17 protein-coding genes and 4 pseudogenes are annotated in these 20373 nt (G+C 59.7%); 4 read left to right on the top strand and 17 right to left on the bottom strand.

Translation table 11 applies throughout. The features are described from left to right. Nucleotides 1–119: 119 nt before the first annotated feature. From AC0TNJ_RS01475 to AC0TNJ_RS01395, 17 genes and pseudogenes are all read right to left on the bottom strand, one after another. On the bottom strand, nucleotides 120–1526 hold the full coding sequence (locus AC0TNJ_RS01475) for a sensor histidine kinase (protein WP_473769992.1): 1407 nt from the start codon (nucleotides 1524–1526) through the stop codon (nucleotides 120–122). Further along, a complete protein-coding gene (locus AC0TNJ_RS01470; protein WP_122002660.1) occupies nucleotides 1523–2230 on the bottom strand; it encodes a response regulator transcription factor in 708 nt (235 codons plus the stop codon). Before AC0TNJ_RS01470 ends, AC0TNJ_RS01475 begins: the two co-directional genes overlap by 4 nt. A 90-nt stretch (nucleotides 2231–2320) precedes the next feature. Continuing rightward, the gene (locus AC0TNJ_RS01465) at nucleotides 2321–3874 is read right to left on the bottom strand and encodes a Do family serine endopeptidase (protein ID WP_473769991.1); all 1554 of its coding nucleotides are present in this window, start codon (nucleotides 3872–3874) and stop codon (nucleotides 2321–2323) included. A 167-nt stretch (nucleotides 3875–4041) separates the two neighbouring features. After that, nucleotides 4042–4518 (bottom strand): cytochrome c-type biogenesis protein, encoded by a 477-nt coding sequence (locus AC0TNJ_RS01460; RefSeq protein ID WP_473769990.1) that lies wholly within the window; start codon nucleotides 4516–4518, stop codon nucleotides 4042–4044. Further along, on the bottom strand, nucleotides 4515–6506 hold the full coding sequence (locus tag AC0TNJ_RS01455; RefSeq protein WP_473769989.1) for a heme lyase CcmF/NrfE family subunit: 1992 nt from the start codon (nucleotides 6504–6506) through the stop codon (nucleotides 4515–4517). The genes AC0TNJ_RS01460 and AC0TNJ_RS01455 overlap by 4 nt, the downstream gene beginning before the upstream one ends. A 116-nt stretch (nucleotides 6507–6622) precedes the next feature. Next, the gene (gene ccmE, locus AC0TNJ_RS01450; protein ID WP_006472691.1) at nucleotides 6623–7120 is read right to left on the bottom strand and encodes a cytochrome c maturation protein CcmE; all 498 of its coding nucleotides are present in this window, start codon (nucleotides 7118–7120) and stop codon (nucleotides 6623–6625) included. Continuing rightward, nucleotides 7117–8259 (bottom strand): c-type cytochrome biogenesis protein CcmI, encoded by a 1143-nt coding sequence (ccmI, locus tag AC0TNJ_RS01445; RefSeq protein ID WP_473767057.1) that lies wholly within the window; start codon nucleotides 8257–8259, stop codon nucleotides 7117–7119. Before ccmI ends, ccmE begins: the two co-directional genes overlap by 4 nt. Before the next feature lie 94 nt (nucleotides 8260–8353). Continuing rightward, on the bottom strand, nucleotides 8354–8809 hold the full coding sequence (locus tag AC0TNJ_RS01440; protein ID WP_473767056.1) for a hypothetical protein: 456 nt from the start codon (nucleotides 8807–8809) through the stop codon (nucleotides 8354–8356). Between the two features lie 195 nt (nucleotides 8810–9004). Continuing rightward, complete coding sequence (locus AC0TNJ_RS01435) at nucleotides 9005–10303, bottom strand: ATP-binding protein (RefSeq protein ID WP_473770006.1); 1299 nt, start codon at nucleotides 10301–10303, stop codon at nucleotides 9005–9007. Nucleotides 10304–10389: 86 nt separating this feature from the next. Next, the gene (locus AC0TNJ_RS01430; protein ID WP_122002668.1) at nucleotides 10390–11079 is read right to left on the bottom strand and encodes a response regulator transcription factor; all 690 of its coding nucleotides are present in this window, start codon (nucleotides 11077–11079) and stop codon (nucleotides 10390–10392) included. A 47-nt stretch (nucleotides 11080–11126) separates the two neighbouring features. Continuing rightward, the gene (locus AC0TNJ_RS01425) at nucleotides 11127–11423 is read right to left on the bottom strand and encodes a hypothetical protein (RefSeq protein WP_122002669.1); all 297 of its coding nucleotides are present in this window, start codon (nucleotides 11421–11423) and stop codon (nucleotides 11127–11129) included. A gap of 105 nt (nucleotides 11424–11528) precedes the next feature. Continuing rightward, a pseudogene (locus AC0TNJ_RS01420) lies at nucleotides 11529–11720 on the bottom strand (hypothetical protein); the annotation flags it as partial. A gap of 104 nt (nucleotides 11721–11824) precedes the next feature. Beyond that, nucleotides 11825–12571, bottom strand: coding sequence for a GTA baseplate fiber-binding domain-containing protein (locus tag AC0TNJ_RS01415; protein ID WP_473769988.1), 747 nt, complete (start codon nucleotides 12569–12571; stop codon nucleotides 11825–11827). 148 nt (nucleotides 12572–12719) lie between these two features. Further along, a pseudogene (locus tag AC0TNJ_RS01410) lies at nucleotides 12720–12896 on the bottom strand (HK97 family phage prohead protease); the annotation flags it as partial. Continuing rightward, a complete protein-coding gene (locus AC0TNJ_RS01405; protein ID WP_473769987.1) occupies nucleotides 12883–13260 on the bottom strand; it encodes a DUF6107 family protein in 378 nt (125 codons plus the stop codon). The gene AC0TNJ_RS01405 and the pseudogene AC0TNJ_RS01410, both read right to left, overlap by 14 nt. Then, nucleotides 13257–14444 (bottom strand): annotated as a pseudogene (locus AC0TNJ_RS01400) (phage portal protein). The gene AC0TNJ_RS01405 and the pseudogene AC0TNJ_RS01400 overlap by 4 nt, the downstream one beginning before the upstream one ends. Before the next feature lie 88 nt (nucleotides 14445–14532). Further along, a pseudogene (locus AC0TNJ_RS01395) lies at nucleotides 14533–15139 on the bottom strand (phage terminase large subunit family protein); the annotation flags it as partial. Nucleotides 15140–15837: 698 nt separating this feature from the next. Between AC0TNJ_RS01395 and AC0TNJ_RS01390 the strand changes: the two are divergent. From AC0TNJ_RS01390 to AC0TNJ_RS01375, 4 genes are all read left to right on the top strand, one after another. Further along, a complete protein-coding gene (locus AC0TNJ_RS01390) occupies nucleotides 15838–17994 on the top strand; it encodes a penicillin-binding protein 1A (RefSeq protein WP_473769986.1) in 2157 nt (718 codons plus the stop codon). A gap of 6 nt (nucleotides 17995–18000) precedes the next feature. Then, nucleotides 18001–18603 carry a DUF1214 domain-containing protein gene (locus tag AC0TNJ_RS01385; protein ID WP_473769985.1) on the top strand — a complete coding sequence of 201 codons (603 nt, stop codon included), beginning with the start codon at nucleotides 18001–18003 and terminating at the stop codon, nucleotides 18601–18603. Next, a complete protein-coding gene (locus AC0TNJ_RS01380) occupies nucleotides 18596–19138 on the top strand; it encodes a DUF1254 domain-containing protein (RefSeq protein WP_473769984.1) in 543 nt (180 codons plus the stop codon). Before AC0TNJ_RS01385 ends, AC0TNJ_RS01380 begins: the two co-directional genes overlap by 8 nt. Nucleotides 19139–19333: 195 nt before the next feature. Further along, a complete protein-coding gene (locus tag AC0TNJ_RS01375; protein ID WP_473769983.1) occupies nucleotides 19334–20371 on the top strand; it encodes a DUF2336 domain-containing protein in 1038 nt (345 codons plus the stop codon). The last annotated feature ends 2 nt before the right edge of the window (nucleotides 20372–20373 follow it).

The raw sequence follows: 20373 nt of genomic DNA, 5'->3' as shown, positions 1-20373 counted from the left end.
ATGTCACGCCACTACAGCAGGGCGCTAAGATGCTAACGCTATCCAAGCCCTGAAAATGCTCAATCGCCGCACGGGCTTATACCCAAGTCTCGATGAGTGAAACTCAACGAGACCTGGTATTATTCGACCTTGTCCGAGGGCAACGGAAACTCCAATACGGCGCGCAGGCCCGGATCGTTGCCTTCCAGACGAAGTGCGCCACCGTGCAATTTCATCACGGCCTTGGCAAGACTTAAACCGAGGCCCGAACCGGGTTGCGTGCGGCTTTCCTCAAGGCGAACAAACCGTTCCGTCGCCTGTTCGCGTTTATCTTCAGGAATGCCGGGTCCGTTGTCGGCAACAATGATGCGGACCCAGTTCGGATCACGCTCCATCGAAAGACTAACGGTCGCAGTCCGCCCATCACCGCCCGCATACTTAATTGCATTGTCGACGAGATTGGAAATCGTCTGTCCAACCAGTTCGCGATTGATATGAAGCGCGACCTCGTCCAGATTGCCAAGCGTGAGGTTCACGCCCGTATCCTCGGCAACAGGCTCATACATTTCGGCCACGTCGCGAAGGATCGGCGCTACCGGCATGTTCTCCAGATTTTCGGACGAATAGCCTGCTTCCAGACGTGAAATCATCAGGATTGCGTTGAAGGTCCGGATCAATTGATCCGACTCGCCAATGATATCTTCGAGCGCCTCACGATATTCAGGCCCGGCCTTCTTGCCGGAAAGGGCTTCTTCCGCACGATTGCGCAGGCGCGTCAGCGGCGTTTTGAGATCATGCGCGATATTGTCCGAGACCTGTTTCAGCCCCTCGTTCAATTCCAGAATTTTGCCGAGCATGACGTTGAGATTGCCCGACAAGCGGTCGAACTCGTCGCCGGAACCGTTGACCGGAAGCCTGCCCGTCAAATCGCCATCCATGATGCGCTGCGAGGCTCGTGAAACCTCATCGATACGCTTCAATGCGCGCCGCCCGACAAACAGCCAGATCAGGAGCGCCCCAACGCCCATGATGCCCAGCGCCAGCATTAACGACTGGCGAATAATGTCACGGAACCGCTCCGGCTCACCGAGATCACGGCCGACCAGAAGCCGCATGCCGTTCGGCAATGCGATCACGACAGCAATAGCGCGGTGCTCCGTCTCTGTGCCCTGCTCGCCATAACGCCTATATTTGAACCCGCGTTCGATAACGCCATCTGTGTCCAGAACACCCGGTTCCACGCTTTCGACATTGCCCGAAAGAACGCGCCCTGTCGGGTCAGCCACCAGATAGAGGTAAGCGCCCGGCTGGCGCGAACGATAATCGATTGTCCGCACAAGTTGCGGAATGCCGCCTCGCGCATAGCTCTTGCCGATACTGGCGACTTCCTCGCCCAGCGACTGCTGGGTCTGCGCGGTCAGCATGGAGGCAGACAGATTGGTCATATAGAAGACCAGCGCCACCGCGCCCACGATGAACAGCAGCAGATAAAGCGTCGATAGCCGAACAGCGGTTGTGCGCATAAGCGCTGAAAAGCGGCTCATCAATCCACCTTGGCGGCTGCGGATTGCTTGGCCCGCCCTGCCTTCAGCATGTAACCGGCGCCGCGCACCGTATGAAGCAGCGGAACGTCAAAACCTTTCTCGATCTTCGAACGCAGACGCGAGATATGCACGTCGATGACGTTGGTCTGCGGATCGAAGTGATAGTCCCAGACATTTTCGAGCAGCATGGTGCGCGTGACGACCTGCCCCGCATGACGCATCAGATATTCGAGGAGACGGAACTCGCGGGGCTGGAGCGTAATATCCACATCCTGACGGCGCGCAGTATGCGCAAGCCGGTCAAGCTCCAGATCGCCGACGCGGTAGATCGTATCCGCCTCACGCGGGCTGGAACGGCGCTGCAGCACTTCCACGCGGGCCAGAAGCTCGGAAAATGCATAGGGTTTGGTCAGATAGTCGTCGCCGCCAGCGCGCAGTCCGGTAACGCGGTCATCCACCTCGCCGAGCGCGGAAAGGATCAGTACCGGCGTTTCCATGCCTTTGGCGCGCAACGCAGCCACAACGGAAAGACCGTCGCGCTTCGGCAACATACGGTCGACGACGAGAACGTCGTAGCTTCCATTTTCGGCCAGCGCATAGCCGGTCTCGCCGTCACCGGCGATATCGGCGGAATGTCCGGCCTCCGTGAAGGCCTTCTCCAGATAGCGGGCCGCTTCGCGGTCGTCTTCAATAACGAGAATCTTCATGGCGCTACTTATAATCCGATTGGTGACAAGGCGATGCCAGGCGGTGCGCCGCCTGGCATCGAATTGCTGAGCCTCAAGGGGTGCCGATCATCATCCCTGATCGATCGGCAAGGCCACGAAGCGGCTTTGATCGTTGCTCTGCAATTGCAGCAGCACTGCCTTGCGACCCGACTTTTCGGCTTCGCTGATGGCGTTGTTGATGTCCTTGGCGCTCTTCACCGTCTGGTTGTTGACACTCACAATGATGTCACCTGAACGGATACCGCGGTCGGAGGCATCGCTGTCAGGATCGACATCGGTTACCACCACGCCATTTCCGTCTTCAGACGGCGTCACGGTCAGGCCATAGGAGTCGAGGGTCTCGTTCTGGCCACCGCTGCCGTTATCGCCCGAAGGGCTGGTCGCCTTGCCGAGATCGCCCGGCATCGCCTCGATGGTGATATTGATTTCCTCGGCCTTGTTCTTACGCCAGACGGTGAGCGCCGCCTTTTCACCAGGAACGATACCGGCAACCTTACGCGCCAGATCGCGAGGGTCCTGCACGGTTTCGCCATTGACAGCCGTGATCACGTCACCCGACTGAATGCCAGCCTTGGCAGCAGGACCATCCTTCTGCGGCGAAGCGACGAGTGCGCCCTTCTCTTCGGCAAGGCCAAGCGAAGCGGCGATATCCTTCGTCACCGGCTGTATCTGGACACCGATCCAGCCCCGTTCCACCGAGCCCTTCTTGATGAGCTGGTCAACAACCTGCTTCGCGGTCGATGCGGGGATTGCAAAGGCAATGCCCACACTGCCGCCCGAAGGCGAGAAGATGGCCGTGTTGATGCCGATCACCTGACCGGACAGATTGAAGGCCGGACCACCGGAATTGCCCTTGTTCACGGCTGCGTCGATCTGGATGAAGTCATCGTAAGGACCGGCACCGATATCGCGGCCACGAGCCGACACGATACCGGAGGTCACCGTGCCGCCGAGGCCGAACGGATTACCGACAGCCACAACCCAGTCACCGACGCGGATCTTGTTGTCGTCGCCGAATGCGACATAGGTGAACTTCTTCTTCGGATCGTTGACCTTGAGCACAGCCAGATCGGTGCGCGGGTCGGTGCCGATCAGCTTGGCATCAAGTTCGGTGCCATCATCCATGACCACGCTATAGGCATCGCCATCGGAAACGACGTGATTATTGGTGACGACATAGCCGTCTTCAGAGATGAAGAAGCCAGACCCTTGGGCGACCGGGCGTTCATGACCCGGACGTGGGCCTCGCTTGCCACGGCGATCCGGGCGGGCATCGGGGCGTGCATCGCCACGCGGGTCCATGCCGAAATCACGGAAGAAGCGCTTGAGCGGGTGATCGTCCGGAAGCTGGTCGAAGCCGGGAGGGCCCGAGAACTGGCCGCCGCGATCGGCGGTCTGCTGCACGTCCTTCTTGACACGGACGCTGACGACAGCCGGACGAACCTTCTCAACCAGATCGGCAAAACCTGCGGCCTGCGGCGGCGGCGTCACCTGAACGGCATCCGCGCGGGCGTCGTTGAGCGCGCCGAGCGGCCCAGTCGCGACGAAACCACCAGCGAGAACAGCCGAAAGTGCAATCGCGGCAACGCCCTTGCGATAGTTGGAAATCCTGGCTCTGGACATTTATTTCTCCTTACGAGCAGTAATCCGGCCGCTGCCCTGATCATTCAGGAAACGCAGGCCCGTGAAACCTTTATAGAGCGTAAGATAGATAGGACTACCTTACCGCTCCGTTTCCACAACATGAAAGTTTCGTAAGGTTGCGAATGTCGGTCAAAGGCGACCGATGGTCACTTGCCGTCCAGCAGGCGCGAGAGTTCGGCCTTTTCGCTTTCCGTAAGCGGCTTTGGCGCTTCCCCCGCCTGCCGGCGTCCGCGAAAGGCGAAAACCAGCGCTACAGCACCGATCAGCAATATGACGACGGGAAAACCCCACAGGAGCATGGTGCGCGCGTTGAGACGCGGCTTCAAAAGAACGAATTCGCCATAACGGTCGACGATGAAATCCATCACCTGTTCGTTACTATCACCTTCTTTCAGCCGGTCACGCACGAGAATGCGGAGATCGCGGGCAAGTTCGGCATTGGAATCATCGATCGATTCGTTCTGGCAGACCATGCAGCGCAGTTCACCGGAAATAGCGCGAGCGCGCTTTTCAAGCGCCGGATCGGACAGGACTTCATCCGGATTGACCGCAAGCGCCGCAGTCCCTTGAACAGCCAGGGCAGCGCCAAGCAAAAGTGCCGCGAATGCCGAACGCTTTTTCATGCTGCGGCCTCCGCCTCTTGTCGAGCCGATTTGCGGCTGCGCGACGGCGCGCCGACCCGGAGGCGACGATCCGCCAGGGAGAAGAGCGCACCCGCCATCATGACAAGCGCGCCATACCAGATGAGCGTCACATCCGGCTTCCACCATATGCGCACCACGACCGAACCATCGCCCGGTTCATCGCCAAGCGCGACATAGACCTGGCTGAACCACAGCGTTTTGATGCCTGATTCTGTCGTCGGCATCTGGCGTGCCGGGAAGAAACGCTTGGACGGTTCGATCTGTCCAAGGCTGCGCGAGCTGGAATCCAGCAGCGTGAACGTGCCGCGATTTTCGGTAAAGTTCGAGCCGGTCAGCGGGCGAAGCCCTTCAAAGCGCAGCGTGTAGTCCTGCACCTTGGCGGTATCGCCCGGGCGCATGATCAGCACATTCTCCGTACCGAAGGTGGTCACACTCACAATGCCGAGCAGTGTCACGCCAAGCCCGATATGGGCAAGTGCGGTACCGAATACCGAGCGCGGCAAACCCTTGAAGCGCGCCAACGCCTTGCTCGCGGAGACCTTGCCTATGCCAGCCTTCAGAACGAGGTCCGTCAGGCTGCCGAAAATCAGCCATGCCGCAAGCCCGATGCCGCAGGCGGCGAGAACCGATTTCGCCGAGGTGCTCCACAGAACGATTGCCGCAGCCACAAGCGAGAGCGCGAAAGCCGTCATCAACCGTTGCGACACGCCGTAAAGATCGCCGCGTTTCCAGGCGAGCAGCGGGCCGAAGGGAACCGCAAACAAAAGCGGGATCATCAGCGGGCCGAACGTCATGTTGAAGAACGGCGCGCCAACGGAAATCTTGTCGCCGGTCATCACTTCCAGCAGCAGCGGGTAAAGCGTGCCGATCAGCACGGTCGCAGCCGCGGTCGTCAGGAACAGATTGTTGAAGACGAGCGCGCCTTCACGCGAAATCGGATGAAAGATACCGCCTGCCGTCAGGCTCTGCACGCGGAGCGCGAAAAGCGACAGCGAACCGCCAATGAAGATCGCAAGGATCGCCAAAATGAAAAGGCCGCGTCCCGGATCGGTAGCGAAACTGTGAACCGAAGTCAGAACGCCGGAGCGGACGAGGAAGGTGCCAAGCAGCGACAGCGAAAAGGTGAGGATCGCAAGCAGCACGGTCCAGATTTTCAGCGCCGAGCGCTTTTCCATGACGAGCGCTGAATGGAGCAGCGCGGTGCCGACCAGCCAAGGCATGAAGGATGCATTTTCAACCGGGTCCCAGAACCACCAGCCGCCCCAGCCAAGCTCGTAATAGGCCCAGTAGGAACCCATGGCGATGCCGCCGGTCAGGAACATCCATGCGACAAGCGCCCACGGACGCACCCAGCGCGCCCATGCAGCATCGAGACGCCCTTCGATCAACGCTGCCACGGCAAAGGAGAAGCACACCGAAAAACCGACATAGCCCAGATAAAGCAGCGGCGGATGGATCGCGAGACCGATGTCCTGAAGGATCGGATTGAGGTCGCCGCCCTCCATCGGGGCCGGGAAAATACGTGTGAACGGGTTCGAGGTGAAGATGATGAATGCCAGAAAGGCGACACCGATCCAGCCCTGCACGGCGAGCACATTGGCGCGCAGCGTTTCAGGCAGATTGCCGGAAAAGGCAGCGACCAGCGCGCTGAAGAAGGTGAGAATAAACACCCACAGTAGCATGGAGCCTTCGTGATTGCCCCAGACGCCGGTGATTTTATAGAGGAGCGGCTTTTGCGAGTGCGAGTTCTCAACCACGTTGAGGACCGAGAAATCCGACACGACATAGGCATGGACAAGCACCGCCGATGCAAGGCAGATCAGCGCGAAGACGGCAATTGCCGTCGGCACGGCGACCGCCATCAGCTGTGTGTCGCGACGATGCGCGCCGACCACTGGCACGATCGATTGGACAATCGACAGTGCCAGTGCCAGAACCAGAGCAAAATGGCCGATCTCGACGCTCATTTGCAGTCTCCATCAGGCACGCAACCGGACATCGCCGGTTTGGTGCGCCAATCATTTGTTTTTACGCATTCCCGAACGCAAACCGTTTCAAACTTTTGCTGGAAATGCACTTTCCGTTACTTGCCTTCCCAGACGCCCTTTTCCTTCAGGCTGTCTGCAAGGTCCTTGGGAATATAATTCTCATCGTGTTTCGCCAGCACGTTGTCGGCGCGGAAAACTCCGCCATCTCCGAAACGCCCTTCGGCGACGACGCCCTGCCCTTCACGGAAGAGATCAGGCGGAATACCCTCGAACACGACCTTCACGGTCTTGATCGTATCGGTCACAGTGAAACGCAATTCGCTGCCCTCGCGGCTGACGGACCCTTCCTCCACGAGACCGCCGAGACGAAACCGCGAACCGGAGGCCATATCCTGTTCCGTCAGATCGGCTGGCGTGCGGAAGAAGCGGATATCCTGACTGAAAGCCATCAGCATCAGCCCCACCGCCACGGCCAGAACCGCCAGCGCACCGCCGATCAGAAACAGGCGCTTGCGCTTTCTCTGGCTGACGGTACGGGCGAAATTAGCCGCCGGTTTGCTTTTGCGTGCGTTATCGTCTGCGGTCGCGCTCATTTTTGTGCGTCCCCTGCCTTTGGCTCTAGTCCAAGGCCGGCTGCGAAACTCTCAAGGTTCGTCCGGCTCTCGCCTTCGAGGGCTGTCATTCCGCGATCAAGAGCGTCAAGCGCTGCATCGCGGCGGTTGAGGATCATATAGGAGCGCACAAGGCGCTTCCAGCCTTCGACATCACCACTATTCTGGCGAAGACTTTCATCAAGACGTTGAACCATGCCTTCGATCATCGCCTGACGATCTTCGGGGCTGAGCGTCGAAGCGGCATCAACGTCGTCAGCGGTCGGACCTTTCGGCTGCTGCTGACCGGCTGCGGGATCGCGAAGCCGGGCGATAGCCTGTTCGATCTGGCCGCGCCACGGCGCATCGGCAGGCGCTTTATCGAGGAAAGCCTGCAGGCGATTGGCTGCCAAATCCATGCGACCATCCTGCATCTCGCCCTGTGCGAGATAGAATTGCGGGCGCACGTCATTCGGTTCGAGATCGGCAGCTTTCTTGAAAAAGCCTTCGGCCTCGGCAGTAACGGTGCCACCCGAAGCGGTAGCAAGCGCTTCACCCAGCCCCAGGACGCGGGGGAAATTCTCGCCCGCGATACGAATGGAACTGCGATAGGCATTGACGGCATCCGCAGCGCGGCCAAGCCGCAGATAAATCGGCGCCAGCACATCCCACCCGCGCACATCGTCGGGTTTCTGCGCCAGATGCGCTTCGGCACGCGCCACCAGCTCATCGACAGAGCCACGATCCGCGCTCGCCGAAAGCCGCTCGGCGAGCGGCATGGACGGCATGTCCGGCTTTCCGAACAGCGGGTAGACGCCCCAGGCAACCAGCGGCACTGCAAGCACGGCCAGAAAAGCCAGCAACCGGCCCGGCATCGTTTTGCCTGCGGCTTCAGCAGCTTCTCTCGCTGACTTTTCGGCATTCAAAATGCGACGTGAAATTTCGATGCGCGCCTGCTCGGCGCTTTGCGGGTCGATCATGCCGCGCGCAGCGTCGGCTTCGACCTCGCGCAACTGGTCCCGATAGACCTCAAGATCGTTTTTCTCGGCAGGCAGGAATGCCTGTTTGCGCCGCGTGAGAGGCAACAAAACAACCAGAGTGGCTGCCAATGTCAATAGTGCTGCAATAAGCCAGAATCCCATGGCTACGACTTAAGCGCAGCCAAGGGAAAAACCAACCACTACCTGCAGTAAGTTGCCACCTAGGGCAATTCGCCGCAAAGGTAAGGTTGAGGAATCAGGTCAGCGGGGTCCAGCTGCCGTCCGGATTGCGACATGCCGTTCCGCGCGACGTCTGCTGCGATCCGCCAATGGTGAAGCTGTGCGAATACTGACGGCAATTCTGCGAGCCGACCTGATAGGGCTGCGCCGCCGTAACATCGCCGGAATTCGATCCGCTGCCGCTCCACGATACGGCCTTGCCTGCGGGCGAATATTCAAGCGCGCGATATTCCGCCTCCAGCGCCTTCTTGCGGTCGGCTGCATTCAGTTGATTTGCAGAGCCCCCGAGAAGACCATTGCCGAGCGGCGTCAACAGGCTGGTTTCGGGCTTCTGCGCCGCAGAGCCGCCGCCCAGCGAGCCTAGCCCGACCCCCTTGCCGGTGGTCGTGCCACAAGCTGACAATGCAAGCGCTACGGCAAACATCGTCGAAGCAACTGAAACCGGGTGAGACAACCTGGACACCATCACCATAACAACCAGCCTTCATAAACAATTAGCATGCACACTATAACGGCATGTGGCTTTTCAATTTATCTTCTAGAGCGGACCCTGTTAAGACGAAATCATGGATCCGCTCTATCTCTTGGTTTTTACGCATTATCCAACGCAAAACCGCTTCGCACTTTTGCTGGAAATGCTTAGTTCGCTTTCAGCCAAAAACAACCGTCAATCTTCCGTCAGCGGCAACAAGACCCGGACTCCCAGTCCGCCCAAGGAACTCTTGCCCAGATGCAAGCCACCGCCATATTCGCGCACGGTGTCCTGTACGATTGCCAGCCCCAGCCCGGTTCCAGGTTTCGTTTCGTCAACGCGACTGCCACGTTTCAGCGCCGCCTCGATCTTGTCCGATGCCAGCCCCGGCCCGTCATCTTCGATCAGGATTTCGAACTGGCGTTGCTCGCCAGCAACAAGGGCAAGCCCGATGTTGATGCGTTTGCGGCCCCATTTACCGGCATTCTCCAGCAGGTTGCCGACGATTTCTTCCAGGTCCTCGCGCTCGCCCGCGAAAACCGCATCGGGCAAATCGTTTCGCAAAGTGACGTTGAAAGCCGGATTGAGTTTAGCTGTCACCCGCTGCATACGCTCCAGAACCGGCGTTACAGGCGTGCGGAACACGACACTGTCGCGTTGGGCTGCAATGCGTGCGCGTTGCAGATAATGCTGGATCTGCACCTGCATCGCTTCGCTTTGCTCCTGGACGATGCGTCCGTGTTCGCCGCCCATGCTCCGCGCTTCATTGACCAGCACCGAAAGCGGTGTCTTGAGAGAATGGGCGAGATTGCCGACCTGGGTTCGCGACCGTTCCATGATGCGGCGATTGTTTTCGATCAGCGCATTCATTTCCGTGGCGAGCGGCGCAATCTCGACGGGCAGCGACGCATCGAGTTTTGACGAGCGGCCCTCGCGAATGTCTGCCAGCGACTGACGTACCTTGTCGAGCGGACGCAGGCCGAACAGGATCACAGCGGCGTTTATGAGAATGCTGCCAATGCCGAAAATCGCCAGATAGATGGCGAGGCGGGTTCTGAAATCGGATATTTCCTTCAAAATCTCGCTGAGATTGCCCATGACACGAAAGCGCGCCACGCGATTGACGCTATCCAGCACCACTTCGGTTTCGACGATGAAAAGCTCCTCGCCATCAAGACCGGGCAAGGTGTAACTGCGCATGAAGGAACTGTCGAAAGGGGCCTGCGAGACCGGCATTTCCGGCACGATGCGCCCCAGTAGCGAGGGCGACTCCAGCTTTCCGGTGAGATTTGGCGTGACGGGATCGACTGACCAGTACCAGCCGGACAGCGGGCTGGAATAGCGCAGTTCTCCCAGTTCCGGGCGCCCCTGCAATGCACCTTCGCCCGACGTGCTGACGGCACCGACAAGGCTGAACAGATGGGCGGTCAAGAGCCGCTCAAAATTGCTGCGCGCAGCCTCGCCGTACAGGGAGCCGATAAAGGTCGCCACCACCACAAGGGCGACGATGACCCAGATCGTTGAGAGGGTGACGACGCGGGCCGCGAGCGAACGCAGTGGAGGAAAGGCGCGAAGAAGCTTCAGCTGTCGTCGCCTTTCGTTTCGCCCCCGCCTTCCGAACGGATGCGGTAGCCCATGCCGCGCACGGTCTCGATCAGGTCGACGCCCATCTTCTTGCGCAGGCGACCGACAAAGACTTCGATCGTGTTGGAATCGCGGTCAAAATCCTGATCGTAAAGGTGCTCCACCAGTTCGGTGCGTGACACCACTTCATCCATATGGTGCATCAGATAGGACAACAGCCGGTATTCGTGCGAGGTCAGCTTGAGCGCGACGCCGTTGATGCTGGCTTTCGATGTTTTCGTATCGAGATAGAGCGGCCCGCAGACAAGTTCGGACGATGCATGGCCAGCCGCACGACGGATCAGCGCACGCAGCCGCGCCAGCACTTCCTCTATATGGAAAGGCTTGGCGACATAGTCGTCGGCGCCGGCGTCAATCCCGGCGACCTTGTCGCTCCAGCGGTCACGGGCCGTGAGCATGAGAACGGGCATGGTGCGGCCGCTACGCCGCCAGCGCTCCACGACGCTGATGCCGTCCATGCGCGGCAGGCCGATGTCGAGCACGACCGCATCATAAGGCTCGGTATCGCCGAGATAATGCCCTTCTTCGCCGTCATAGGCGCGGTCGACCACATAACCGGCAGCAGCCATTGCTTCCGCAAGCTGCCGGTTCAGGTCCTTGTCGTCTTCAACGATCAGGATACGCAAGCGAAGGTTCTCCCCTCAATAAATGCAGAACAGCAACGAAACCGTTGTTATTGAGCGGGAACAGCCACTTCAACGCGGCGCGGACGTTCGCCATCACGGCCCGGCACCAGCACGACGATGACACACATGGGGCGACCATTTTGCGTCGTAGCGGTTGCCTTGGCCAGCTGGCCACCCTGCTGGGCGGCCACCTGTTCGCCAACCGCGGCGCAATCACCGGCGGCAGCGACAACGAGATTGGACTTCTGCGGCGCAGTCATCGGCAATGCACCGGCACTGACCGGCAGCAAGCCAATACTAACCGCGAGAAGCGCGAAAACTTTGAGAGCAGGGTTCTTTTTCATCATGCCGCCTTATATAGCGCCCAACAGCTGAATGATGCATGAACAACCAAACCTCTTGCCGGGCCCAAAGGAAAAATCAGCCTCTGACTATCACGGTTTGTGTAATTATGAAATGCGTGATGTTGCCCCGATACGCCCGATAATCGTAACAATTCCGGCAATTGCGGTCGCCAGTTGCAGCAAAACATCCGTTAACGCGCCCTGATCGATCATATCGGTAGCCACACCGAAAACACCGGCAAGCGAAAGAAAAAACGCAACGAGACCTGCCCAGACCGTGCGCGAAAGATACCAAGATCATTACGGGGATGTCGAGGCGCGCAAAATCGCCCGGCCCGCTCTTTGCGCCGATCATCGCAACCCGAAACTGGAAAGCAGCCCCGAATGCCTCATTGCCAAGATCAGCTTGCCTTTCCCCCGCGCCATAAATCCATGATGGTGTCGATGTCTGGCTGCCTCGCACCAGCGGTGTCGTTCCGCCAGATTTCGATTCGGTAGGCCTCGCGTTCCTCGCCAAGCGGAATATCTTCGCCAAACCAGTTATCGGGCCAACCGTCGGCATCGATCCGCCCGCGCCTGATCCAGTTGAAGGACAGGTCGTCATTCGCCAGCCGCCCCACTTTCAAATGGACGGGGCTGAGCGGACGCAAGCCCCGCAGACCGCCGCTCGACCGGACCGTATCGAAAAACTCGTCCGAAAAGGCCTTGCCCGCCGTCCCGACACGCCAGTTCAGCTCAAGCCCGATTTCGGAGACCTGCAAACCGGCTGGCACAACCGCGCCGTCCAGCAATATGAAGGGTGTTTCAGCTTCCTTCGTGAACGATGCGGCCAGTTCCGTCCCCAATTGTCCGCGCAAAAGGCGCGTCAGTTTCCAGCGGTTCAGACCAATTTCCTCCGCATCCAGAAACTGGAAGACTTCCCATTCGCCATTCTGTGCCTGCAATAAAGCCGTATCGCCTCCGTTCAGTATCTGCGCCATTGGCCGCGATTGCAGCTCGCCGGAATAAAGCGCAACTTCAACCGACTGCCCTTCAATAAGGCGTCCGCTGGGAGCGCCTTCCAGCGGCGCGGTCAGTTCGCCCATGATTGCACGATCCTGCACGATAATCCGCTCCGCAAAGCCGTCTTCCGAGGGCGACGCGAACACAGCCGCGCCGCGCCATGGCTTTGCATGACAGGCGATGCGGAATTTTCAGCCGGCTCCTCCGCGCCTAGCTAGAGCGCCAAATCGATCAGATGAAAGATCGGCTTCGTATCAAGAGCCGGACCGCCGCCGGGACTGGTCGGCGTTTTGCCCTGATCGGCAAAGCGCCCTTGGCAAGCGAGCGGGAAACAGCACCTCGTTCGATCACGTCAAGGCCGATCGGCGAGACCGTAAATACTTGCATAACCGGAAAAGCTGCCGTCCAGCTCCACCTCCTCAATGGCAAGCGCGGCTTGTTCGTTTCCAGCCGCAAATCACGTATCGCCATTCTGTCCCTTTTCCTCCGGCAGAATTCCCGGTATCGCGGCCTGTTTCAGCCGTTCGGAAAAGCGCTTGAAGATGCCGAGCGCCGACCAGGCAGCAAGGCTTGCAGCAGCCGAACCCATCAGCATCAGCTCGGCCCGGCTAAGCAAGCCGCCGAGAGCCAGGGTTTCGGATAACTTGACGCCTGCCGCGCCGCCGAAAACCATGCCGCAGATGATGCCGACCGCGAAACGGTTTGCCGCTTCGCGCTTTCCGTGCGGCAGCATATAGGCGAGCGAGACGGCGGAGCCTGCCACCGCGCCCGCCACCTTGGCGAACCATATCCAGGCCGCTTCCGAAGCAAAAACTGCATCGTTGAGGTTGCTCATGACAGTCTCCTGACTGAATGCGGCTGATAGCCCACCCCGCATCCCATTTTTTCGTCGGTGAGAAACGACGCCTCGGAAATGCGCCGCCACAGCGATTCCCGCTCGCGTGACAGGCCTTCCACACCGTCGATATCGTGCTCAAGTCGCAGATCGTCGCCGAAATGCGGCCCAAGCCATCCGGAAAATGCCTTGGCCGTGCGCCCAATCAACGGCAGCACCGTTACCCGATAGAAGGCGCGATTGGCTTCCGCATAATTGGCATAGGTGTTGTCGCCCGGTATGCCGAGCAGCATTGGCGGCACTCCGAAGGCCAGCGCGATGTCACGGGCAGCGCCATTTTTGGCTTCGATAAAATCCATGTCCTGCGTGCTTTAGCCCATCGCCTACCAGTCCATGCCGCCTTCCAGAAGCAGCGGACGCCCGGCATCCGAAACACCGGTAAAACCCTCCTCTAGTTCTTCCTTGAGCCGCGCGAACTGCTCCTCCGTCAGATTGCCGTCATCCTTCGGCGCATAGACCAGCGCGTCGGAAGGCCGCGCCGAATTGTCCAGAAGCGCCTTGTTCCACGCGCCTGCCGCATTGTGGAGATCGAGCGCCATCAGGGCCGCTTCCAGCGGGGGAAACCCGTAATGGTCAACCAACGGATGAAACAACTTGAGCTGCAAGGCAACCGCCCCGCCGCTGCCAAGGGAAAAGCCGCTTGCCGGCATTGCTCATTAGCGCCTGTGGCCAGCCATCCGTGTCCGTTTCGACGCTGACCCGTTCCGGGCGCAAAAGATGCAGTTCCATGCGGCCGTTCGGCAGTTCGACATAGGCATTGCCGGAAATCAGCCAATGCCCGTGTAGCCGCTCGAAAAATGTCGTTCCGTCCAACCTGCATTGAGGGCGAGTAATGACGTCGAGCAGCGGATGCGTTTCGTGTTCCGTCATGCCTTCATAAAGCAGCCACAGCACATTGCTTGCCGCTTCCTCAATCATGCGCACGCAGCGATGGGCGACCGGATTGCGCATGAAGCCTTCACGCGCCAGCGGCGTATAATCCCGCGCAATCCACGATGCGCCGTGATCCATATGCAGCGCGACAAATCCGTTCGCCATTCTGTCTGACGCGGCGCGTCGGACTTCACCGCTGATACGGGCGTGCTTCGTCGCCCCAGCCATTTTCGGACCCAGTTCCATGCCATCCTATGGCTTCTCCAACTCTAAAATAAATCAGCCAAACCGGCGTATACGCGGTTTGTGTTCGGTGCCGAGCATCAGTTCGCTGAGGGCTCAGACCAGTGCATCGAGCCTGTCCGGCGAACATCCGACGGACAGACCGCCCGGTGCGAAGTCGCACATTTCATCCACCAGCGCCGGGAACCGCCCGGCATGGCGGATTCGGCCCTGCTCATAGAGTGCGGCCGCTGGCTCCGCCCGCAAAAACCTTTCCGCGCGAGGCGTGGCGCTTGAGAACCGGCACACTCGCATCTTCCGGCCGCACCATCTTGCCGCTCTGATTGACCTCCGCGACAATCCCATCGGCCTGATGTGCGTGGAAAAGCGAAATCGCCTTTCGCGCCCATTGATGCGGCTTGGCGGCTTTCATGCCGGCATCGCCGAGCACGTGGCCTTTTCCTTCATCGTCGAGACCGGCAACGACGATACCGCAGGCATCCGACGCCTTGCCGGACGAGGCAGGCGGGTCAATAGCCACGACGATACGAACCAGTTCCGGGGCCTCAGTCTCGAAACAGCGTTCGATAAGATCACGTGACCAAAGCGCATCGGCACGTTCCTCGATCAGTTCCCCATCGAGTTCCTGCCGTCCAAGACGTGTCCCGCCATGGCGTTCATTGATGCTCTGCACGAAGCCTTGCGCGAGATTGGCTGCGTTCTCGCCGTCCAGGATCTCCCGCGCCCGACTTTGTGCAAGTTCGTCTATCCTCCTGCTTATGCGCATCAATGCCTTGCGCGTGTCGCTCAACGAGGCAACCGCATGGCTGGCCGGCTGTTGGCTGGCGGGCCTGTCCTCGGCGGTGAGTTCACCAACGGACTTGACGGCGCGGGCAAGCGCCATCAGCGCTTCGGACTTGCTTTTGACCGGCAGGTCGCCGCCCTCCAGCAGCCGTGTCAGTTCTGTCTGAAGTCGCTCCAGAATTGCATCGCGTGACCTCTTCTGCGAATCAGCCGCCGCAGTCAAACGAGCCAGATTCAGGCGATTCAGACGGTTGAGATACTGGCTTATCGAAACAGACAGCAATGCCGCGATATCCGCGGGGTCAATGCCGTGTGCAATCTGCAATTGATGCGCCAGACAGATGCGGGCTTCGCTGGCTCCTCAGGGTTATGCACACCAAATATCTACTGGGGTATATAGCAGAACCGGCGACGGTCACACTTTGTCTACCGTAGATAAAACCTAGCAAAGCACCGTCACGCAGTCAAGGACTATTTTCCTATTAATTGTTTTTTTCCTACATGCGAAAAGCCGCTCGTGCTTTAACCATTTCACATGAGCTGTGGCTTATTTATCTGCTATGATGGATGAGAAAGTTCCGCCTGTCTCCGAAACCAACCGTGCCGAAGTCAGTGTTCATGCGTAGAACGGCAGATAAAGATTCCGGAAACGAGAAGCGCAAACCGTTCAGGGTTTCGCGCCTGATCGGGCTTGACGCATGGATCGACTCCACCCTCTACAGCCTGCGGTACAATCTCGGTGAATGGTGGGAGAACATCACTGTCTTCTCGCGTCGTTTTCGCGTGCGCGGTTTCCGGCGTTTCGTGGTCGAAGTTCTCGACGAAGGATTTACACTTGGGGTCGGCGGTGCGGTGCTGATGCTGATTCTGGCCGTGCCCGCTTTCGAGGAGAGCAAGAAAGACTGGCGCGCGCAGGACGATTATGCCGTTACCTTCCTCGACCGTTACGGCAACGAAATCGGCCAGCGCGGTATCCTGCATCGCCAGGCTGTGCCGATCGATGAATTGCCCGATCATGTCATCAAGGCCGTGCTCGGCACCGAGGACCGGCGCTTTTTCGATCATTACGGCATCGACTTCTGGGGCCTGACCCGCGCGTTCAGCCAGAACATGCGCGCCAATGGCGTCGTTCAAGGCGGCTCGACCATCACCCAGCAGCTTGCCAAAAATCTTTTCCTCTCCAACGAGCGCACCATCGAGCGCAAGATCAAGGAAGCCTTTCTGGCGCTCTGGCTGGAAAGCAATTTGAGCAAGAAGGAAATCCTTCAGCTCTATCTCGACCGCGCCTATATGGGCGGCGGCACATTCGGCATCGCAGCCGCTTCGGAATTTTATTTCGGCAAGAACATCAAGGACGTTTCGCTCGCCGAGGCCGCGATGCTGGCGGGGCTGTTCAAGGCTCCGGCCAAGTTCGCGCCGCATGTTAACCTGCCCGCGGCACGCGCGCGCGCCAATGTCGTGCTTTCCAACATGGTTGAAAGCGGTTTCCTGAGCGATGGACAAGTGGCCGTCGCGCGCCGCCATCCGGCCAGCGTCATCGACCGAGCCAAGAATGAAAGCCCCGACTATTTCCTCGACTGGGCTTTCGAGGAAGTAAAAAAGGTCGCCGCCAATATTCCGCAACACACGCTGATCGTGCGCACGACGCTGGACCGCAATATCCAGAAGGCGGCGGAAGAGTCGCTCGAATATCATCTGCGCCAGTTCGGCAAGGATTATAATGTTTCGGAAGCGGCGACAGTGGTGATCGCCAATGACGGCTCGGTCCGCGCACTGGTCGGCGGGCGGGACTATGGCGAAAGCCAGTTCAACCGCGCCACCAAGGCGCTGCGGCAGGCCGGTTCGTCCTTCAAGCCCTATGTCTATGCCGCGGCGATGGAAAAGGGCCTGACGCCCAGCACCATCGTTTCGGACGCCCCGATCAGCTGGGGCAACTGGTCGCCGCGCAATTATGGCCGCAGTTTTGCGGGCCGCGTGGACCTGACGACTGCGCTCGTCCGTTCGTTGAACAGCGTGCCGGTGCGGCTGGCGCGCGATTATCTGACCACAGCCCCCATCGTCGCGCTGACCAAGGCGATGGGCGTGGAATCGCCGATCTCGTCGCATAAGACCATGGTGCTCGGCACATCGGAAATGACGGTGATGGATCAGGCAACAGGCTTCAGCGTGTTTCCGAATGCGGGCATGGCTGGCAATCGCCATGCGTTTACGCAGATCGTTTCCCCGGACGGCAAGGTGTTGTGGGATTTTCGGCGCGATGCCCCGAAGCCGCACAGGGCGCTGTCGGAAAAGGCGGCGCTTGAAATGAACTCCATGCTGGTGCAGGTGCCCGAACGCGGCACCGGACGCCGCGCCGCACTGCCGATGACGCGGGTTGGCGGCAAGACCGGCACGACGCAGAATTATCGCGATGCATGGTTTGTCGGCTTTACCGGCAATTTCACGGCGGCGGTGTGGTTCGGCAACGACAATTTCACCCCCATGAAGGAAATGACCGGCGGCGTTCTGCCCGCCATGGCCTGGCAGCGGATGATGGCCTATGCGCATCAGAACATCGAACTGAAGCCCATACCCGGCGTGACGCCGCCCTTCCCCGCGCCGCCCAAGAAGAGCGAGCCGCAAGTGGCCAACGCCAAGCCGGAAGAAGTGATGGCCGCGCCGCCGCGCGTGCTTTCGCCCCTGTCGACAAAAATCATCAAGGAACTGCATGACCGCTTCCTTGCAGCCCCGCCTCTGCCTAAGATCGCCGGGCGCACGAAAATATCGGTACTCTGAGGGGCGATGTTCAAGCGGATATTCTACACGGCGATTGTGCTTGTGCTGGCGCTCGGCGGCGGCATCTGGAGCGTCGACCAGATTCTCGACCGTTTCGAGGGGTTCGGTGAACTCCGCGTCGGAATCTGGAGCGCCTATCCGGCGGCGGGCACGCCCGATGCGGACCCCTATGCCAAGGCTCGCGCTGCCCGAAAGGCCTATCTGGCGCTTGGAACGGCTGAAGGCTTGCCGTTCTACGCGCGCACCGATACTAGCGACCGCACGCTTCGGCGCGGATGCACTTATCGCCTGAGCGGCATGACGCCGCCTGCCCGCTTCTGGACCCTCTATCCCGCCACGACCGACCTCGAACCGATCAGGCCGCGCGAGGGGTTGCAGGAAGCGCTGCATTCCCGTGAAGTGCTTTATGACGATGACGGCAGCGTCACGATCACAATCGGCCCCGATGCCGCGCCGGGCAATTGGCTCCCCGTCGAAGGGAGCGGCGATTTCGTTCTCGTCATGACGCTTTACGACACGCCAGCGGCGTCTTCTTCCGGCCTCACCGATCCGGTCATGCCAACGCTCGCCCGTATCGCCGGAGCAAATCCGGGAGCGTGCCGTGGCTAGGATTTTCCACCTCGTCCTTCTCGGCCTCGTCGGTGCTGCGATTGTTCATATCGCTGTGCTCTTCCTCGTTCCCTTCTATTCCGACAAGAATGCCTGGTCGCGGATTGAAGCAGAAAGCGAGCCCTACCGGTTCCACCGGCTCAACGAAAAGACCGGCCCGATCAGCGACAGCGATCCGCTTGTGCAGCAAGCCACCTGCCGCTTCGATCTTGCCGATGGTCCCGTGCACATCACGACCGGCGCAAACGTGCCTTACTGGTCGCTTTCGATCTACGCGCCCAACGGGGACAACCTCTACAGCCTCAACGACAGCGTTTCCAATGAGCGCAAGCTCGACCTGATCCTTGCCGACCCCATCGGGATGGCCAGTCTTCGTTCGGAGGGTTCGCAGACCGATGCACGTTCGATCCTGATCGAGCAGAATATCGGTGAAGGTGTCGCCGTGCTGCGCGCCTTCGTGCCCGATGCCACGTGGAACAGGCAAGTGCAGGGCTTCTTTACCGAAGCGCGCTGCGCGCCGTTTGAAGGACCCTGACTGCACCCCGGCCCTCAGGCATCAGCGCAACCAAATGCTGTTTCTTTATGGCACGGTTAATGAGTTGCTAAGGCTTCAACGCTATTATCCGCAATACCGACCCATGCGGGGTGCATTTTTGCGCAAACCGGCTGCTGCCGGATGCGTGATCTGCGATTGGGGCGGGTGAGTTGTGTGCCTACCGGAGTATTCTGCGTGACAAATGATCAGTTCCGCGCCCTGGAGGATATTTCAGGCCACCGGAGCCCGTCGGATTCAAAAGCGGGGAGAGCCAAGGCGGACGACCTTCTGGCGGCCGCGATTTCGGCATTCGCGGGCATCACGCGCCCCGGACGGCAGGATATGCAGCAGCTCGAAGATCTCGCCCTGCCGCTTCTGGAATGCGCTTCGACACGCGGCAAGCGCCACGCCGCCAATGCGCTGGCACAGCTCGAAGACGCGCCGCGTCGCCTCATTCTGGCGCTGGCCGACCAGCCCGTCGAAATCTCCGCGCCCATCCTGCTGCGCTCTCCCCTTCTGCGCCCTTCCGACCTGATCGAGATCATCGGCAAGAACGGTCTTGCCCATGCGCGCGCCATTGCGCGGCGCCAATCGGGCGATGTGCTTCTGCAAGGCGTGCTGCGCAGTTTTGCCGATCCAGTCATCGACCGCACGCTGGCGCTTCAGGAAAACCTCGCCAATATCGAGGCCGAGCCGCTTGAAAAGCCGGATGTGCCCGACCTTTCCGCCGCCAGAACGCCATTGATGAAAGAAGGCAGTTCCGAGCGGCTGGCACGCGCGCTGCAACAGCCATTTTACGAAGCGGGCGCGACTGGTTCACAGCATCTCATCGATAGCGCGCTTCTGATCGACGGCCAGTTTTTCCGCAACGCATTGGCCGATGCGCTCGATCTTTCGTTCGAACGCTCCGACGCGATCATCGGCCAGTGGCCGGATTCGCATCTGCCGATTGCGCTGAAGGCGCTCGGATTGTCGCCAGCGGAATGCTATCTCACCATGACTGCCATTCTGGGGCCGATCGACGCCAACCGCGACAGCCTGCGTGAGTTTGTCCATATTTATCGTTCCATCGACCGCGAAAAGGCGATGGCGCTCGTGCGGCGCTGGAAGGCGGAAGACATGTCAGCCATGCTGCGCGGCAAGCTGCGCGAAATGGCCGAAGCCGAGGACGACACCCCGCTCGTGGATGCGGCCAATTCCGATCATCCCTCCCAGCAGCGGCTGGTAAAATAAAC

This window comes from Ochrobactrum sp. PL_is483 (genome assembly GCF_055816855.1).
Note: the sequence above shows the minus strand (reverse complement) of the source record. Positions and strands in the feature narration are given on the sequence as shown.

What these genes read in the sequence shown, in the direction of transcription:
- AC0TNJ_RS01470 (WP_122002660.1), bottom strand. Translation starts at nt 2,230, where the DNA reads ATGAAGATTCTCGTTATTGAAGACGACCGCGAAGCGGCCCGCTATCTG.
- AC0TNJ_RS01465 (WP_473769991.1), bottom strand. Translation starts at nt 3,874, where the DNA reads ATGTCCAGAGCCAGGATTTCCAACTATCGCAAGGGCGTTGCCGCGATT.
- AC0TNJ_RS01460 (WP_473769990.1), bottom strand. Translation starts at nt 4,518, where the DNA reads ATGAAAAAGCGTTCGGCATTCGCGGCACTTTTGCTTGGCGCTGCCCTG.
- AC0TNJ_RS01455 (WP_473769989.1), bottom strand. Translation starts at nt 6,506, where the DNA reads ATGAGCGTCGAGATCGGCCATTTTGCTCTGGTTCTGGCACTGGCACTG.
- ccmE (WP_006472691.1), bottom strand. Translation starts at nt 7,120, where the DNA reads ATGAGCGCGACCGCAGACGATAACGCACGCAAAAGCAAACCGGCGGCT.
- ccmI (WP_473767057.1), bottom strand. Translation starts at nt 8,259, where the DNA reads ATGGGATTCTGGCTTATTGCAGCACTATTGACATTGGCAGCCACTCTG.
- AC0TNJ_RS01440 (WP_473767056.1), bottom strand. Translation starts at nt 8,809, where the DNA reads ATGGTGATGGTGTCCAGGTTGTCTCACCCGGTTTCAGTTGCTTCGACG.
- AC0TNJ_RS01425 (WP_122002669.1), bottom strand. Translation starts at nt 11,423, where the DNA reads ATGAAAAAGAACCCTGCTCTCAAAGTTTTCGCGCTTCTCGCGGTTAGT.
- AC0TNJ_RS01405 (WP_473769987.1), bottom strand. Translation starts at nt 13,260, where the DNA reads ATGAGCAACCTCAACGATGCAGTTTTTGCTTCGGAAGCGGCCTGGATA.
- AC0TNJ_RS01390 (WP_473769986.1), top strand. Translation starts at nt 15,838, where the DNA reads ATGCGTAGAACGGCAGATAAAGATTCCGGAAACGAGAAGCGCAAACCG.
- AC0TNJ_RS01385 (WP_473769985.1), top strand. Translation starts at nt 18,001, where the DNA reads ATGTTCAAGCGGATATTCTACACGGCGATTGTGCTTGTGCTGGCGCTC.